Source organism: Neptuniibacter marinus (genome assembly GCF_001597725.1).
Taxonomy (GTDB): Bacteria; Pseudomonadota; Gammaproteobacteria; order Pseudomonadales; family Balneatricaceae; genus Neptuniibacter; species Neptuniibacter marinus.
In genome coordinates, this window is record NZ_LUTR01000016.1 from 50,582 (window position 1) to 66,158 (window position 15,577).

General features: G+C 41.8%; 14 protein-coding genes. 13 read left to right on the forward strand and 1 reads right to left on the reverse strand.

From position 1 onward, the window contains the following. Positions 1 to 114 precede the first annotated feature (114 nt). From A3774_RS11470 to A3774_RS11530, 13 genes are all read left to right on the forward strand, one after another. Positions 115 to 1,137, forward strand: coding sequence for a WD40/YVTN/BNR-like repeat-containing protein (locus tag A3774_RS11470; RefSeq protein WP_082792426.1), 1,023 nt, complete (start codon positions 115 to 117; stop codon positions 1,135 to 1,137). A gap of 11 nt (positions 1,138 to 1,148) precedes the next feature. After that, positions 1,149 to 3,539, forward strand: a complete 2,391-nt coding sequence (locus A3774_RS11475) for an efflux RND transporter permease subunit (protein ID WP_067867371.1) — start codon at positions 1,149 to 1,151, stop codon at positions 3,537 to 3,539. A gap of 80 nt (positions 3,540 to 3,619) precedes the next feature. Next, positions 3,620 to 5,230, forward strand: coding sequence for a DUF1302 family protein (locus tag A3774_RS11480; protein WP_067867374.1), 1,611 nt, complete (start codon positions 3,620 to 3,622; stop codon positions 5,228 to 5,230). Between the two features lie 30 nt (positions 5,231 to 5,260). Continuing rightward, positions 5,261 to 6,577, forward strand: a complete 1,317-nt coding sequence (locus A3774_RS11485) for a DUF1329 domain-containing protein (RefSeq protein ID WP_067867378.1) — start codon at positions 5,261 to 5,263, stop codon at positions 6,575 to 6,577. A 247-nt stretch (positions 6,578 to 6,824) separates the two neighbouring features. Beyond that, entirely contained in the window at positions 6,825 to 8,822 is a 1,998-nt protein-coding gene (locus A3774_RS11490; RefSeq protein ID WP_082792427.1) for a methyl-accepting chemotaxis protein, read from the forward strand. Between the two features lie 234 nt (positions 8,823 to 9,056). Continuing rightward, the gene (locus tag A3774_RS11495; RefSeq protein ID WP_067867382.1) at positions 9,057 to 9,593 is read left to right on the forward strand and encodes a DUF2878 domain-containing protein; all 537 of its coding nucleotides are present in this window, start codon (positions 9,057 to 9,059) and stop codon (positions 9,591 to 9,593) included. Further along, positions 9,578 to 10,072, forward strand: a complete 495-nt coding sequence (locus A3774_RS11500; RefSeq protein ID WP_067867385.1) for a chalcone isomerase family protein — start codon at positions 9,578 to 9,580, stop codon at positions 10,070 to 10,072. Before A3774_RS11495 ends, A3774_RS11500 begins: the two co-directional genes overlap by 16 nt. A gap of 32 nt (positions 10,073 to 10,104) precedes the next feature. Continuing rightward, entirely contained in the window at positions 10,105 to 10,644 is a 540-nt protein-coding gene (locus tag A3774_RS11505) for a DUF3833 domain-containing protein (RefSeq protein WP_067867388.1), read from the forward strand. 15 nt (positions 10,645 to 10,659) lie between these two features. Next, on the forward strand, positions 10,660 to 11,433 hold the full coding sequence (locus tag A3774_RS11510) for an SDR family NAD(P)-dependent oxidoreductase (RefSeq protein ID WP_067867390.1): 774 nt from the start codon (positions 10,660 to 10,662) through the stop codon (positions 11,431 to 11,433). A gap of 32 nt (positions 11,434 to 11,465) precedes the next feature. Continuing rightward, positions 11,466 to 11,888, forward strand: a complete 423-nt coding sequence (locus tag A3774_RS11515) for a nuclear transport factor 2 family protein (protein ID WP_067867393.1) — start codon at positions 11,466 to 11,468, stop codon at positions 11,886 to 11,888. A gap of 83 nt (positions 11,889 to 11,971) precedes the next feature. Next, positions 11,972 to 12,412 carry a hypothetical protein gene (locus A3774_RS11520; protein WP_231867973.1) on the forward strand — a complete coding sequence of 147 codons (441 nt, stop codon included), beginning with the start codon at positions 11,972 to 11,974 and terminating at the stop codon, positions 12,410 to 12,412. Positions 12,413 to 12,662: 250 nt separating this feature from the next. After that, complete coding sequence (locus tag A3774_RS11525) at positions 12,663 to 13,196, forward strand: N-acetylmuramoyl-L-alanine amidase (RefSeq protein WP_067867398.1); 534 nt, start codon at positions 12,663 to 12,665, stop codon at positions 13,194 to 13,196. 97 nt (positions 13,197 to 13,293) lie between these two features. Beyond that, entirely contained in the window at positions 13,294 to 13,629 is a 336-nt protein-coding gene (locus A3774_RS11530; protein ID WP_067867401.1) for a hypothetical protein, read from the forward strand. Between the two features lie 26 nt (positions 13,630 to 13,655). Here A3774_RS11530 and A3774_RS11535 read toward each other — a convergent pair whose 3' ends face one another. Continuing rightward, on the reverse strand, positions 13,656 to 15,527 hold the full coding sequence (locus A3774_RS11535; protein WP_156473707.1) for a substrate-binding domain-containing protein: 1,872 nt from the start codon (positions 15,525 to 15,527) through the stop codon (positions 13,656 to 13,658). Positions 15,528 to 15,577: the final 50 nt, after the last annotated feature.

Sequence of the window (15,577 nt, forward strand, 5' to 3'; positions counted from 1 at the left end):
ACTGAATTTTAAGTATTTTATTTCCTCATCAATAAGCTGGCACGGTGGTTGCTGTATTCTAGTCGTCGAGGTGTATATGCACCTATAAATACAGTTTTTGGTGATGTGAATAAAATGACGTCAATAATTAAAAAAAGATACGTCGATAATCTTAACTTTTATAAATCGTCAGGGCCGACCTTAGCGAAGCTTGAAACAACAGGGCTAGCGCTGGTCATTTCTCTATCTTTAGTGGGCTGTGAAGCACCACTTAATCTTGAAGGGGTTGAAGCCGAGAAACAAAAGCAAGTTCGCCGTACAGATCAGCTTCAGGGCATTGCTGCCAATGCTACAACGCTAGTAGTCGTTGGTTCGGATGGTCTTGTTCTAACCAGTCCTCTAGATCAACTATCTTGGACCCGTCATCAACTTGATGATGCACCAGCGCTCGTTGATGTGGCTGTCTGTCCAGATGAAAGCTTTGTTGCGCTAAGTATCGACAAGAAAGCTTGGTTTAGCCGTGACAGTGGTGCTACATGGCAATCGAAAAAACTCCCCACCGCGGAAGACCTTCTTGATCTAACTTGCGCACCTGATAACAGTATTTGGGTCGTAGGTAGCTTTTCTACTGTCCTTAATTCTACCGATAAAGGTGAATCATGGCATGAGACGACTTTAAACGAAGATGCCATGTTGACGGGTATTCAGTTTGTCGATCAAAACACGGTCTTTATCAGTGGTGAGTTTGGTTTAGTTAGTCGTAGTGATGATGCTGGCATGAGCTGGAATACACCGGAGATGATTCCCAATGACTTCTATACCCATGCGGCTCATTTTACCTCAGCCTCAGAGGGTTGGGTCGGTGGCTTAAGTGGCCAGATTCTTTATACCGAGGATGGAGGGATTAGCTGGGAAAAACAACTAACGCCGACTGAATCACCTATTTATGGTTTTTATTCTGTAGGGGAAAAGCTCTTTGCTTTTGGCGATCACTCAACGCTATTGAGTTTTACCGGTCAGGATTGGGCCGAAATAGATACCCATGGTCGTCCGGTGTATTTGCGTGATGTCACACAACTTAAGTCGGGGAATTTCCTCTTAGCCGGAGGCTCTGGGTCTCTGTTTTCTTTAGCTATCCAACCTACATCTGGTAAGTAGAGGCCTTTATCATGGATAAGCAGTCCACTAAGGCTCATAAAGCCACCCATTTTTTACATAACTTGGATGAGATTGTCTTTTCTTATCCTAAGTTAATTCTAAGTTGTATTTTGCTGGTGACGCTCTTTTTCGCGTACCAGATTCCGAGTGTAAAAATGTACTCGGATTTTGCTGACCTGCTGCCGCAGGAACACACTTACATAGAACTTCACAACGAGATTAAGGAGTCCTTTGGGGGCGCCAATGTTGTGATTGTTGGGGTGGAAGTGGAAGACGGAGATATCTTCAGTAATGCTGCTCTCGAAAAGATCCATCGTGTAACTCAAGCTGTAGATAGCTTACCTGGTGTTAACCATAACCTTGTTGCCAGTGTAACTCACCGTAACTCCCGTAAAGTGTGGATGACGCCGGAAGGGAATGTGAACTCTGAGTCCTATTATGATCCTCAGGGTGGTGAAATGAATGTGGAAGCCCTGTCGGTACTGCGTTCTGATGTGTTGGCTGATCCTAGGGTGTATGGCCCCTTAGTCTCGCCAGATATGAAAATGGCGCTGGTTAAAGCGCAGCTCAATGAAGGCCAGTTGGATTACGTTAAAACCTTTAATGAGATCCAAAGCTTACGTGATGCGGAAAACGCCGAGGGCTTTAAGATCCATGTGACTGGCCAGCCTATGCTTGTGGGTTGGGCGTATCAGTACTTAGATCAGATCATAGAGATCTTCCTGTTTACCGCGCTGATTATGGTGTCGCTATTGATCTTTTACTTCCGTAAAGCCTACGGGGTACTGATTCCTTTAGCCGCGGTGATCGTCTCCTCTATTTGGGGGATCGGTATTATTTCGCTGTTTGGGTATAACCTCGATCCATTAGGACTGGTGATCCCATTCCTTATTTCTGCCCGTGCTATGTCGCATGGTATTCAGATTGTCGAGCGCTACTATCAAGAGTTGAATGACCATTCAGATCATCATGTGGCAGCACGTAGTACATTTGAGAATCTATTTCGTCCTGGGAGCTTAGGTGTTGTCTCTGATGCGATAGGGTTGTTGCTTATTGCGATTGGTTCTATTCCGCTGAATACTAAATTGGCCCATTACGCGTCCCTCTGGGCGCTATGCATTATTATTACCGTATTGCTGGCGGTACCTCTTTTACTCTCAATTCTTCCAAAGCCTAAAAACACTGAAGTTAAACACAACATATTTCGTAATGTTGGCTTTGCCTGTGCGGAGATTATTAGCGATAAACGCTCAGCAAAGAATGCTTTATGGATAGCGGCTTTCTTCCTTGTAGGAGGCTGGTATTTCTCCTCTAAGGTTGTGATTGGTGAGTCTGAGCCGGGATCGCCGATTCTCTATCAAGATCATGATTACAACGTGTCCTCAAAAGCCATCAATGACAGTTTCCCAGGCTCAGAGGAGCTTTACATTGTGGCCGAGACCTCAGAGAAGGGCGGTATTAAACGTCCAGAAGTGCTGAAAGCGTTAAGTGAGCTTGAAAATCACATGATGCTTGATCCTGAGGTTGGTGGGGCGAAAGGGATTCCTGATTTAGTAAAACAGGTTAACCGTTTACTGCACAATGATGATCCCCGTTGGGCTCAGATACCGGCGGATTCACGGTACGTAGGTGGACTTATGTTTACCTATATGATGTCGAGCCCAATCCCTGGCGCATTGAATGAGTTTGTCGATACCGATGAACGTATTGCTAACTTGGTGTTTTATTACAAAGATCACCAAGGGGAAACGATCCGCCGTGCGATCCATACGGCTAAAGAGTGGATTAGCGCGAATGAAGGCAAAGTTGAAGGGCTAACCATTCGCCTCGCTGGCGGCACCATTGGTGTAACTGCGGCGATGAATGAAGCGGCCTATGAAACCAACCTATGGGTTTTACCTTTAGTCTTTATCCTGATCTTTGTGATGGTGATGTTCTTTTACCAATCATTAGCCGCTGGCACGATGATGTTTATGGCGATGCTATTCGCTACCACTTTGACCTATGCCTACATGGGTGTGACTCAAATGGGTATCAATATCAATACTGTGCCGATCATTGCGGTGGGTGTCGGTGTAGGTATCGATTACTCAATCTACATGATGGATCGCATTCGCTCCGAGATGGTGAAGCTGCAAGATTTAAATGTAGCGGTGAGAGAGGCGATCCGAACCACAGGGCTAGCAATCAGCTTTACGGCCATTACCTTAATGGCGGGCATCGTGATGTGGGTGCTGTTATCTGACCTACGTTTCCAATCGGATGCAGCGTTACTGCTGATGGTTATGGTTGTACTTAATGGCGCTGCGGCCATGTTACTGGTGCCGAGTTGGGTGCTGGTCTTTAAACCTAAATTTATCTGCAAGGCTTACCAAGATGAGGATGGTGTACTTCATTCGTGAAGGCCGTTTCATTGGTCAGCGTTGGAGAAAATACTCGCTGGATTGAAAACCTAAAATAAAAAACCTGAAGGGGTTTAGTGATGACAAAAAAAATAAAAACACTTAACAAAGTAGCCATTGGGGTGGCTACAGCGATAGCAATGAGCTATGGCCCAACCGTGTCTGCGGGAGAAACGCAATGGTCCGGTTATGTTGAGAATGCTACCTATTTTCGCGATAAAAAAGGGCTGTCTAAATTTCGAAATACGGCACAAGCGGAGTTTTATAAACCTGTCGAGTCAGATGGTTGGAGCAATGTCAGCATCAACGGTGTGCTGCGTGCTACCTATGATGGGGTATACGACTTAAATGATGGAGAGTTTGGCAAGAATGCAGGTGAAAACTACTTAGGTGAAAACTGGCATGATAATAATACGGCCTCTTCATCGGCAGTATTAAATCCTGGTGTTGCTTTCCCTTGCGAAAATGACCCTGCCTTATGTAACAACCTCGATGGTTACATGGATCAAGATGAGAATGACGCTAAGTTCTCAGACTTTAACGATGAACTAGATTTTATTCGTGAGCTTTATATTACTGCGGATAAGCAGCTTGCTAATGGTGATATTTTCAATGTGACCTTTGGCAAGCAACAGGTTGTATGGGGTAAAACCGACCTGTTCCGTGTTTTAGATGTGGTTAATCCAGTGGACTACTCGCGTCACAATATTTATGACGAGCTTGAAGACATCCGTATTCCTCAGTGGATGTTAACGGCTGAATGGCGTATGGGTGCCAACACCATTTTTGATGATCAGAACCTACAGCTTATCTGGAACATTGATAAGTTCCGTCCTCATAACTTAGGGACCTGTGGTCAGTCCTACAAAATGGTTGATGCCGGCTGTTTCTTTGCCTCGTCCATTCAAGGCGGTGGTCCTTACGTTATCAACGATGTTGAAGAGTATGACTGGAACCTTAAAAACACTCAGTTTGGTGTGAAATGGGAAGGGGTATATGGCGATGCAACGTTCTCACTTAATGCTTTGCATTACCGTCAGCAACTGCCTTCTATTCATGCGCTAGGTGCGCCAGGCAATAACTTCGGCTTGTTCGATATACACTTCCCGCGCGTTACATTGCTAGGTGGTGCGATTGATTATTACTCCATGAATATGGATGCCACATGGCGTTTAGAAGTGGCCTATACCGAAGGGGAAGAGCAGCCAAGAGACACAAACGGTTATAAAGAAACCGATATGCTGCGGTATGTTATTGGGTTTGATAAAAACAAGATCATACCTTCTTTAGGGACACGTAGTGCCTTCCTGATCTCAGCCCAATTATTTGGTGAGCATATTCTCGATCATGAAGTGGATATGCCAAACGACGAAGATAACTGGATCGCTACAGGCTTATTTAAAGGCTTCTACATGAATAACCGCCTTAGCCCTCAGATTATTGTAGCCCATGATTTTGCTGCAAAAGCGACCGCTATTGCACCAAGTATCTCGTTTACACCGGACAACCACTGGATGTTTAACCTTGCCTTGAATGTGAAAACTGGGGGTGATGAAACGTTCCCTTGGAGTGCAACAGGGGGTGAAGCAGGTGGTGGTCAAACGGAGCCTTTAGCTCGTTTCTTAAATGGCCCGATCGGTGTAGCTAATCAGGAAGACGAAATCCAGTTTACGGTTCGTTACAGCTTCTAATTACGACAGAATAATAAAAGGTAGATAGCGATGTTGAAAAAAACATTAATAACGTTAGCGGTTACGACAGCATTAAGCGTAAGCGCTCAAGCGGCACAAGTTTCTGAAGATGTGATTCAGAAAGCGTTTCATCCTTATGCGAAATCACTTCCTAAAGTGGATGCGATAACACCAGGAATGACCATTAATGCAGGTAATGTGGATTCAGTTAAGGAATACCTTGATCCTGCCATGTATATGTTCATCAAAAATGGTGATTATGAAATGAAAGTGGGGGAAACGACCTCATTTGATCTCCATAAGTCCTACATAGACGCCACTCGTAAATACTCAGGGGATGTAAAGTTAGGTTCAAAACCGGGTGAAATATCAGGTTCTGTTGCGGGTCGGCCTTTCCCTCAAGAGCCATCAATGGATGACCCCCGAGCAGGTGAGAAGCTAGCTTGGAACTACAAGTTTGGTTACAACTGGGGAGATTCTTCCGCGATTTACCCGTTCTATTGGAAATACCGCGATATGAACAGTGGTAAAGTAGAACGTACAGTAAAAATGAACTTCCACTTTTTGAATTTCACTCACCGAACGCAACAGGAGCCATTCCCTGAAATTACGCCCAACCCATCCAATCTTTTTCGTGGTATCTACGTGCAAGTGTTAGAGCCGTTTGATGTGAAAGACACTCAATTACTGATCCAGCGATTTGATGATGATCTTAAGCGTGATAATGCTTATTTATATTTAGGTTTTCAACGTCGTGTACGTCGCTTGTCTTCAGGTCAAACAACCGATGCCTTCCTTGGTTCTGATGTCATGATCGAAGATTTTGAGGGTTATAACGGTCGAATTAGTGATATGAACTGGACTTACAAAGGCACCAAATATATTTTGTCGCCGATGTATAACCATAACGAGATGGTGCTTGACACTGAAACCCATAAAGATGATGACGGTTATCAGGTGATTAAGTTCGGTGGTAAAGGGGGATGTTTCCCCGAAATTACTTGGCAGCTGCGTAAAACCTATGTTGTAGAGTCTTCACCTGTTGATCCGAACCATCCAATTAGTAAGCGTGAGCATTACATGGATGCACAGACCTTCATTATCCCACGTAATATTACCTACGACCGCAAAGGCGATATGTGGAAAAGTTGGACTATTGGGCAAGCCCATCCTGATCATCACTTACCTATAAACAAAGGTACTGGTGTTGCTATTGATGATAGCTTCTCCATGGTTGATATACAGGCTAATCATTGTACGACAGGTCAGTTTAAAGGGATTGTTGATCCTGAGCTGACGCCACCAAGTAAAATGACAGTACAAAACTTACGCGCATCAGGCCGTTAAGTTTTTGAGGTTGTTATGGTCCCCTTCTTTACCTTAACAACCTTTCTTTCACAACATACTGCTCGAAGCTGGATGCTTATTTTTTTTAGCCAAGGATGGCTTTTATTTTAAGCTTATTGCAAATACTCCCAACTATAGGACAGTGAATCATCACTTAAATACTTTGAGTGATTGTTAATGACCTATCTCATGATATTCATAACGCTGTCGGTATCTGTTATTCAAATCTGACGTAGAACAATAAAAAATGAATAGATTTAAACAAATGTCCATTAGCTTACGGATTACCTTAGGTTATATGGTGATGATGTGCCTTTTAGCCATGTTAGGTTTTTCCTCTGTCTTTAATATCAGTAAGCTCGCATCTGCTTTGCAGTTTGTATCGGGGCCGGCGCTTCAAGCATCAAATGGAGGTAGTGATACAGCCTTCAGTCTGCAAGCTGAAGTGTTAAAAACACAGCAAATATTACTTAAGCAGATTGATCATAAAAAAGGGTTTGCAGAGATAAAAGAGTTACATAAAGCGGGTCAAAAGGGTTTTTCTCAAGTTTTAGAGAGTGGCTTAGTGGATCAATCGCTATTGAAGTTATCCGCTCAGCAAATGGATGATTATAAAAGCTTAAATGAGCGTGCGCTGTCCCTGTATATCCGTGTTGAAAAAGAGAGGACTGATCTAGCAAAGCTGACTGATATAGTTCTAGAAAACGTAATGGTTTCTCAAGAAGACACCATGATCTTAATTGATGAACATTATAATAATCGTCTAAAGGCCGAGCGCTACCGTGATTTAGATTTACTGCTTTCTGAAGTTAAAACCTTAATTCTCTCACGCAACTATGTGTTACAGCAGTTTTTCAATGGGGTGGAGGTAGAAAAACAGCGTAAAGTAATGGCAGAACAATATAGATTATTAGAGCCAACTTATCAGCGCTTACTTGTGATGCTGAAAAATCTAGCACTAACCGAACATGCGGTGAATATAGAAGCATCTCTCGGCAAATTATTACAACAATATGAGCAAGTGGTTAATGACCACTTAGCGTTTAAAAAAGTACAGGACTCCTCATTTAATAAAGCGCAGGCTCTACTCAGCAACTTATCCAAAATAAAGGATCAAGGTGAGCAGAAAATATTAGAGAACACTCATTCTGTAGTGTCTCTTGTCGAGCAAGCAAAGGAGTTTATCTTAGCCGTTGTAATTATTGGCTTGTTAGTAGGTGTTATTGCAATGTTATTTGGCTACCGAACGGTAGTAAAACCACTTGATGCTATCGCTGATAACTTAGATAAAATTGGTCGTGGTGATGGTAATTTAAATGTAAAACTTAGTGAAAAAGGGGCCAAAGAGCTACGTAAGCTTTCCATCGGCTTTAACGTTTTTGTGAATAAAATCAAACATACCGTTATTGGGGTTAATGATGCTGCTAAAAATCTCTGTAGCCAAACAGATAAACTGGTTGTTATCAGTGATACCACACGAACCGTAATAAACGAGCAAACAACAGATACTGAGCTTGTGGTTGAGGCGATAGACCAACTTGCCATTAGTACCTCTGAAATTGCTGAAAGTGCGGCTCATGCAGCTGATGCAGCAAAAGATGCAGATGCATTTTCAGAGAGCGGTAAACATGAAGTCTATGCCATGATTCAAGCTATTCGTAGCCAAGTCGAGCAGCTTAATAATACAAATACTGTAATGGATAAACTGTCGCATGATTCGAAGCGAATTGGTGAGGTATTAAGTGTTATTAATGATATTGCTGAACAAACAAATCTATTAGCTTTAAATGCTGCAATCGAGGCTGCACGTGCAGGAGAGAAGGGCCGAGGTTTTGCCGTTGTTGCTGATGAGGTAAGAACCTTAGCGAGTAATACGCAGCAAGCGACAACGACGATTCAAAACGTCATTAAAGAGTTACAAAGTGCTTCTAAAGAGGCCGAGTCATCGGTGGCTTATACGCTAAAAATCGCAGAGCAAGGGGTTATTCAAGCGGAGAAAGCGGATGATATTTTAAAGAAAATTACAGATGCGATAGGGACGATTAACAGTGTTAATATGCAAGTTGCCGCGGCGACTCAGCAACAGGCTGTTATTACGCAATCTATAAAAGAGAATATCTATTCTGTCAGCGGTAAATCAATAAAAACGAGCCAATCATTTGATGAAATTAACGAGAGTATAGAGGTTATAATCGCCGTTATTGATGGTTTAAATGGTGGCATTAAGCAATTCAAACTGAACTGAACTTCGCGCTAAGTTAAGAAACTAGGGTGCCTTCGCGGAGGCGCCTTTTTAAACTTCCTTCTTAATATCCCTCAAATCAGTGGATATTAGCTCCTCGATTAACAAAATATTTTTTTAAATATCGATTTTAAGCTTAGGCCGTTTTTTCATACTTAATTAAATCAGAGTAAAACTGAACCAATTCCATGCAAGTTCCGTATAGCTGATTAATTCAAATGGGCATGGGAACGGCTAATGTTTTCAGGTATCACTCAAAATGTATGGGTCAATTTGATCGGATTTAATCTGATATGGATTTTATCTATTACTTATAAAAATGAAGCGGTTCTTATCGTTAGTCTATTTCTATTACTTCACCTATTACTTCATACGGATCCCATAACTGAAGCGTTTATATTGGCCATCGTTACTTTGCTTGGTTATAGCTTGGATAGCGTGATGACTTTATTGGGCGTTTATTGGTTTGAAAATAATAGCCCGAATGATCTTAGAATCTTTGCGCCATTATGGTTGGCACTACTCTGGTTATCATTTGCGGCCACGTTGAGACAAAGTCTAAGCTTTTTCTCTAACAAACTTAAACTAAGTGTAATTGCGGGGGCCTTTTCTGGAGGTTTTTCTTATTTTGCAGCGGCTAATTTAGGTGCCGTTAGCTTTCCGCTAGGCGACTTTGTAACTGTTTTAATGGTTGCAGTTATCTGGGCCTTTTTATTCCCACTACTGCTGATCTTAACCTCTTACATAGAGAGGGCATTATGCACAGAGTATTGATCGTTTTGTGTATCTTCCTGTTTTCTAAGGATAGCTATGCCACCCAGCTACCTTCCGCTTGGCGGGTTGTAGGTTCAGCGGAGTTAAAACTGTTGTGGTTTCCTATTTACAGTGCGCAATTGAAGACCCCTAAAGGTGTGTTTTCTGGTACGGATCGCTCTGTTTTGCTGTCTCTTGAATACCATCGAGATATAGAAAAAGCAGTGTTACTGCGTGAGACGGAGAAAAGTATTAAGCAGACAATATCGCCGGACGATCGTGAAAATTTATTATCAGATCTTGCCATTATGTGGCCGGACATTCAGAAGGGAAGCAGCCTTGCTTTTTTGATTGATAAAGATGGATATGGGCACTTTTTTTATAACGGTGGATTTCTAGGTTCACTAGACGAACCAGAAATGAGCCAAATCATTATTAATATTTGGCTTTCAGATAAAAGTAGATATCCCGATTTGGCGAAACAGCTTAGGGGAGAGTAATTTTGCATAAATATGTTCTTAGGGTGGCCATTATGATTTTCATTCCTTTTGTTACAAGTTGTGCTGTAAATATTGACCAGTATGAAGAGAATCAACCTGTATTAGATCTGAGCGAGTTTTTTGATGGGCACTTGGAAGCGTACGGCATTGTGCAGGATTATAAAGGCAAGGTAAGTCGCCGTTTTCGTGCCGATATACTAGGACAGTGGGATGGTGATAACGGTGTATTAGATGAGTTGTTTTTCTTCACGGATGGTGAAGAGGAACATCGATGCTGGCAGTTAAGCAAACAAGGGAATAACTATACAGGTACCGCGGGCGATGTTATTGGTCGTGCGGAAGGTCAGGTCGCAGGCAATGCTTTAAATTGGAAATATACTTTATCTGTACCGGTGAAAGGTAAGACGTGGAAGATTAATCTTAATGATTGGATGTATCTTGTTGATGATAAGAACCTAATCAACCGTGCAAAAATGTACAAGTTCGGTTTAGAGGTTGGGCAAGTTACTCTCTACATACGCAAGGTCTCATCATTACCCCATCGTAATTTAACGAATGGCTGTAAACTTTAATGATAGGGGAACATTATGAATCATTATGAGCCTTTACCTTGGAAAAATGTTTGGATCACAGGAGCTGGAAGAGGAATTGGGCGTGCGCTTGCTATCCTATTAGCGGGTCAAGGGATAAGAGTTTATGCCTCCTCTCGAACTGAAATTGAACTTGAAAAATTAGTCGCTGAGTATCAACACTTACCCGGTGAAATTATTCCTATAAGATTAGATACTCGATGTGTCGAAGAGCTTGAACAGCTGATCAAAGAGTGGGATCAAACAGATTTCTTTCCAGAATTAGTGGTTCTTAATGCGGGAACTCACGATCCCTTTTCAGCCGCTGAATTTAGCGCTAAGCGCTGTAAACACTTATTCGATATAAACCTGCAAGGCACGATCAATTGCCTAGAGCCTGCTCTCCAGCGAATGCTCAAACGAGATAAAGGGCAGATTGCAGTGATGGCATCTGTCGCGGGATATAGAGGTCTACCCACAGCGGCTGCCTACGGTGCTAGCAAAGCGGCTTTAATTCATCTGTGTGAATCATTGCGGTTAGATCTGAAAAACACGCATATAAAGCTTCAGGTTATAAATCCTGGATTTGTTAAAACCCCGCTGACTGATAAAAATGAATTTACGATGCCGGCTTTGTTGGCTCCAGATGAGGCAGCGACACGCATACTCAATGGTTTATTAAGCGATCATTTTGAAATTACCTTTCCTAAACGCTTTACCTTTATACTTAAACTCTTACGTATTATTCCTTACCGTTTATATTTCTATTTAGCCGGTAAAATAGTGAAGTAACTTGTTTCTTTCATCGAGTAATGGAAATAAAAATGAGTCCTTGGTTAACGAACTATATTACTGTCCTTGAGTCGCTTAGTTCTGCTGATTTACCTCGGTTGCGAGCATGTATCTCTGAGGACATTAAATTTAAAGACCCCTTTAACGACACGAGTACTCAGGATGAGTTTATTGCCATTATGGATGATATGTATTCACGTCTTGATAACGTTCATTTTAAGGTCCACAGCTCAGCAGAATATGAACGTGAGGCTTTTATTGAATGGACCTTCTATGGAGAATCGAAACTGACAGGGACATTTAGTTTTGTTGGTACAAGTAAGTTAATATCAGATCAACGTGGAAAGGTTACACACCATTTTGACTATTGGGATGGTTCAGCGTTAATGGAGAAAATCCCACTGATAGGCTTCTTTATTCGTCAATTAAGAGGCCGCTTTTCACATAAAAATTAACTTTATGAGTATGTCTTAGTAAATGCGTAGAATAGGTTAGTTGATGTTAGGGAAATAGGACTTGCTACATAAATGGATTCATTTTGAATAGATTAAGCTTTTTCTGTATATCACTGGGCACCGCCTGTTTAGTGAACAGTGTATCTTTGTATGCAGATTCACTTGCTCCGTTTACGAGTGATGGTTGCAGCGCCTTTCCTGATGGAACCATGCAACACCGCCAGTTGTGGTTAAAATGCTGTACGGCGCATGATTACGCGTATTGGAAAGGGGGAACCTATCAAGAGCGAGTACAAGCAGATAAAGCCCTCAATCATTGTGTTACTGAAGTAGGTGAGCCAGAACTCGCATTATTAATGTTAGCGGGTGTGCGGGTTGGAGGCACTCCTTTTTTCCCTACAACATTTCGCTGGGGGTATGGTTGGCCCTATCCTCGAAACTATAGGGCGCTTACTCCCGATGAGCTGGGGCAAATTCGAAAACTGTCAATGAAAGCGTATATAAACTATCAACTGGAAAAATAGATCTACGCTCTAGTTTTTATTATCTATTTTAAGCTATTATTTTACCACTGCTTATAGTTAGCAGTTCAGCATCAAGGATTGTGCTGTCTCTTCATAGAGTGTTTTCTTTCCTTGTGTCTTTTACTTGTTAGTGGTTTAGGCACATTCTCACATATGCATTTATGTTGTGCTTTTTCCTTTGACCTGTATTTATATATGAAGTTATAGACGTATCACTATCAAAAAAATAATTTAGAGCAGGGTAGGGAATATGAAAACGTGCGCATTGGTCATCGGACATAAAAAAAATTCACCTGGAGCCGTTAATGAGCGCCGTAAACTCACTGAATTTACATTTAATGAGGCGCTGGCAAGTGAGATCGAGCGGGCGGTTGTAGGGGTGAATATTCAGCGGGTTTATAGACGCACATACACATCACTACCTGATGACTTAAATGAGCTAGACCCTGATTTTATACTTAGCCTTCACTGCAATGCGTTTAATAAAAGCGCTTCTGGGACAGAAGTGCTCTATTACCATCGTTCAGCCTTAGGTAGACAAATGGCTGAAATTCTACAGCAGCAGTTAGTTTACGCGCTTGATTTGCCCAATCGAGGCGTTAAACCAAAAAACTCTGAAGATAGAGGAGGTTATCTTTTGCAAAAGACTTATGCGCCTTGTTTAATTGCTGAACCTTTCTTTATAGACAATGATCAAGATCTTGAGGTGGCATCGACCCATTATTCCGCTCTGATCGATGCCTATGCGAGAGGGATAGAGGAGATGGCTGAACTTATCAGTTAATATCTATCCATCGGATAAAACTGATCTGCTTCATTCTAATAATTGCTACACCTATTTGTTAAGATAGGTGTAGATAATTTTATTGAAGGGGATTAATTTGTCTAATCAATTATTAGAAACTTTGTGTGATTTAGTAACGGAAGCCCATACGCGTATTCAAAAGAACTTTAGCCACCTTGATCCAATTGTTGGGGTTAGCCAGAGTATGAGAAAGAGCGGGGTTCCAGCTGATGCGATGACTATCGACTGTCTAAGGTCAGGTAAGCGTATTATTATTGTATTGCATGATGAAAGCCCAAATTTAGTAAACTACCAGTTTGCCTATAGAGATAAAGATCCCTTCAATGATTTTGAACAACTGGCATCCAATGAACTATCGGAGCAAATTTTGTACGACTGGATGCACAGTTATTTCTTAGCTAATGATAAGTGAACCTTATAAGGGCGCTAGCCTTTAAACTATCGTGTTGCTGTATTAAACGGGGTAGTTGTATTGCTGTTTACCCAGATTTCTACACGACGGTTTCGTTCTCTTCCCGCTTTTGTTGTATTGGAAGCTATTGGTGCCATTTCACCTAGCCCTATAGTATTTTTAATATTGATCCCGCGCGATATAAGTGCAGATTCAACCGCTTTAGCTCGCTGCAAAGAGAGGGATTGGTTACCTAATGGATCGCCAATACTGTCAGAAAAGCCGATAAGCATTGCTTGCTGCCCTGGATTTGTTTCAAAAAACTGGACTACACGTTCTAAATCGCGCACCGCTTTATTATCTAAAACAAAAGTACCACTATTAAAACGAAAGTTAAGTGATAGCCGCTGTGCATTCTTAACCGTTTGAATGTATTTTTGTGGAAGGTTATCGGTCAGCATAGGTTTAATGTTATATACATTTTGTGAAATAAACCCTGCCTGTTTAACGACTTCTTGGCCCTCTTTTGATAAGGCAAACTCTATAAATTGATGGGCCTCTGATTGAGTATTAATTGTGCTGGGTTCGTAAATATATAAGCGACGAACAAGAGGGTAGTCTTCTGTAGAAATCGTGAAGGATGTTGGGTAGATAGGTTGGCCGTGTTGATCATCAGATATAGCGAGTGCTTTAGCTCGCAATACATAAGGAAGACCAATAAACCCAATCGCTCCAGGGGTTTTGCTAACGTGATCAGACAGCTCAACGCTTGATTCTATGCGTGTGGCATCCGCACTTAAGGTTGCGCCATGTTTTTTAAGGACCATAGATTTAAACGAATCCCATGTTCCCGAGTTACTATCACGTGCAAAGATCGCTACATCTTGGTTTTTACCACCTAGCTCTTTCCAGTTTTTAATAGTGCCTGAGAAAATTTTGGCCAATTGCTCTGTATTCAAATCACTAATAGGGTTATTGGGATTGATAATTACAGCGAGTCCATCCATGCCAATAATATGCTCAGTGCTTTTAGAGCGAAGGTCACCGTACTGAGCCGTTAATTGTTTGACCTCTTTATCTTTAATGCGCCTTGATGCCATGGCTAAGTCGGTTTTACGACTAGCAAGGGCTTTGAATCCGGTGCTTGAACCATGAGCATAGATAGGTATTGTGCGTTGAGAGCGATCCGATTGGCTATAAACCTCTAAATTCTTTTCAACATCAATATGAGATTCAACAAGTTTAAAGTCAGTAGCCCCTTGGCTTTTATAAAAGGCCTTGATTAATTCTGGAGCCAATACTTCGCCAATAGTGTTTGAGCCTTGAATACGGAAAGCGATATTGTTTTCTTGGCTCTTAATTGTGGGTTGCGATGGTTGAATCTTATTTTTATAGTTTTTAATGATTGAGGAGGCGTCTTGCTGATCTACTATCAGGGGAGCTGCTGCGTCCCTTATAGCTTTAGCGGGTTCTATCGTAACTGTTTTTTTGATCACTGGTGCTTGGGACTTTTCTTGGGAGTTATGAGCAAAAGATTGCACCTCAGTTGTTTTGTCAAACAGCATAAAACTAAGGCTAAATAAGAGAATGATAATAACGCCAGAAATAATGTAGATAGGTTTGTTATTATGATTAAGTACTTCTATGCTAGTTTCTGATGTGTTGCTAGATTGAGTAACAGGCTCCTCCTGTGGAAACTCAACTTCTTTGATGAGCTCTAATTCATCAGTGGTTAAAAGATCAGTGTAAATTTGTTGTAGCGGTTTGCTAATTGGAAGCTCTGTAATATCAACATTGAGTAAAATGGAGCGTCGATACTCTTGATCATGGGTGAAACGATGTAAATCTATTTTCTCATGGCCTTGGCGCTCAAGTTCACGTTTGAGTTTCCAAATTAGGTCAAAAACCGTTGTTTTCACAGCACTATTCTCATCGATGGACAGGGTTTTAGGTGGGGGTAAGGCGGCTG